Source organism: Roseateles sp. P5_B10 (genome assembly GCF_056400485.1).
The window spans coordinates 1-1,886 of record NZ_JBFULE010000939.1; the positions used below are offsets into that span (position 1 = coordinate 1).

The following is a 1,886-nucleotide window of genomic DNA, read 5'->3' on the forward strand; positions in this document are numbered from 1 at the left end:
GGGTCGGTGGGGAGGGGTGTTGGGCTCATGGGGAAGTCATGGCGGTCGCGGCCAAATAGCAGCCGCAAAGCGTGGAGTCTGCCGCTAAAAGGGCGCTTCTGAGGCCCGGGGCACAGGCGTTTGCCCTCAGCATTGCGCTTTCGAGCCCTGGCTAGAATGATTCGATTGTAGTGAGCAAACTCTAAGCACCGTGAGCGAACCCAGTACCTGGATGTGCCTGATCTGTGGATGGATCTATGACGAAGCAGCGGGCGATCCGGAGCACGGCATCGCGCCGGGCACCGCCTGGGCCGATGTGGACATGAACTGGACCTGCCCCGACTGCGGCGCGCGCAAAGAGGATTTTGAGATGGTGCGCATCTGACTCGGCCTCACATGCCTCACAGGGGGCCGAAAGGGCCGGGCCCCGAGCTGAAGTTCCGAGGAGACGACGTTTGAACGAGCAAGTTTCCGGTGCAGGACCCACCCGCATCCTGGTCATCGACGACAGCAACACCATCCGCCGCAGCGCGGAGATCTTCCTGAAGCAGGGCGGCCATGAGGTGGCCCTGGCCGAGGACGGCTTCGATGCGTTGGCGAAGCTGGGCGACTTTCATCCCGATCTCGTGTTCTGCGACATCCTGATGCCTCGCCTGGACGGTTATCAGACCTGCGCCATCATCAAGCGCAACCCGCAGTTCTCGGGAGTGCCGGTGATCATGCTGTCGTCAAAAGACGGCCTCTTCGACAAGGCCCGCGGGCGCATGGTGGGCTCGCAGGACTATCTGACCAAGCCTTTCACCAAGGACCAGCTGCTTCAGGCGGTGCTCCAGCACCGTCGGCAAGAAGCGCGTACGTAAAGAGAACTGCCATGAGCATTCACAACATCCTGCTGGTTGAYGATTCCAAGACCGAACTGCATGCCTTATCGGAAATGCTGGGCAAGCGCGGCTTCACTGTCCGCACGGCCGAGAACGCCGAAGAGGCCATGAAGCGCCTGGCCGAGGCCAAGCCCGACCTGATCCTGATGGACGTCGTCATGCCCGGCCAGAACGGCTTCCAGCTGACGCGTGCAATCACCCGCGACGAGCGCTACATCGGCATCCCCATCATCATGTGCACGAGCAAGGGCCAGGAGACGGACAAGGTCTGGGGCATGCGCCAGGGCGCCAGCGACTACGTCGTCAAACCCGTCAAGGCCGAAGAGCTGCTGGCCAAGATCAAAGCCCTGGGCTGAAATGATGACGCCCCCACGTTCACTTCGTTCACTGCCCCCCGCGGRGGCGCTTCATCGCCTTCGGGCGGCCGGGCGGCGCTGAGCATGGCAAACAAGACGGCACTCCGCGAACTCCAGCAGCGCTTGGCCGAGCGCATGGCGGCCGCGCGCGAGCAGACGCTCGTGGCGAACTGGCTGGCCGTGGAATGTGCCGGCGTCGGCCTGTTGTTCTCGCTGAAGCAGGCCAGCGAAATCTTCGCGCCCGTGCCCATCAAGCCCGTGCCCTATGCCAAGCCATGGCTGGCGGGCGTGGCCAACCTGCGCGGCGGCTTGTTCACCGTGGTCGACCTGGCCGTCTACCTGGGCTTGCGCGATCCCGCGCCTGGCCGCGCCGTGGCGGTGCAAAGCCGCCTGGTGTCGCTGGGTAGCGACCTGAACCTGAACTGCGCGTTGCTCGTCGACCGGCTGGCCGGCCTGCGCAGCGACGAGCAACTGCCGCTGGCCGAGCAGCAGCCCGCCGGGCCGCTGCCCCGTTTTGCTGGCGCCCTGCGCCGCGACGAAGCCGGGCGCAACTGGCAAGAAATCAATCTCGAAGCGTTGTCGCGGCAGGAGAATTTCCTGCACATCGTCGCGTGATGCGCGCATCTGTTTCCAAGCTTCAAGCCGCGCGCGAGTGCGGCACCACAAACAC

General features: G+C 64.3%; 4 protein-coding genes. All 4 read left to right on the forward strand.

Going from position 1 to position 1,886, the window contains the following annotated elements; translation table 11 throughout:
* The first annotated feature begins 211 nt into the window (after positions 1–211).
* The 4 genes from AC1DU6_RS29490 (at position 212) to AC1DU6_RS29505 (ending at position 1,831) form a co-directional block, all read left to right on the forward strand.
* Positions 212–364: a rubredoxin gene (locus AC1DU6_RS29490; RefSeq protein ID WP_056199756.1), complete on the forward strand. Its 153-nt coding sequence runs from the start codon at positions 212–214 to the stop codon at positions 362–364.
* Between the two features lie 70 nt (positions 365–434).
* Complete coding sequence (locus AC1DU6_RS29495) at positions 435–839, forward strand: response regulator (protein WP_056199476.1); 405 nt, start codon at positions 435–437, stop codon at positions 837–839.
* An 11-nt stretch (positions 840–850) separates the two neighbouring features.
* Complete coding sequence (locus AC1DU6_RS29500; protein ID WP_056199473.1) at positions 851–1,216, forward strand: response regulator transcription factor; 366 nt, start codon at positions 851–853, stop codon at positions 1,214–1,216.
* Between the two features lie 84 nt (positions 1,217–1,300).
* Positions 1,301–1,831, forward strand: a complete 531-nt coding sequence (locus AC1DU6_RS29505; RefSeq protein WP_056199470.1) for a chemotaxis protein CheW — start codon at positions 1,301–1,303, stop codon at positions 1,829–1,831.
* The last annotated feature ends 55 nt before the right edge of the window (positions 1,832–1,886 follow it).

Coding starts and splice junctions, on each gene's coding strand:
- AC1DU6_RS29505 (WP_056199470.1), top strand. CDS start 1,301: ATGGCAAACAAGACGGCACTCCGCGAACTCCAGCAGCGCTTGGCCGAG.
- AC1DU6_RS29490 (WP_056199756.1), top strand. CDS start 212: ATGTGCCTGATCTGTGGATGGATCTATGACGAAGCAGCGGGCGATCCG.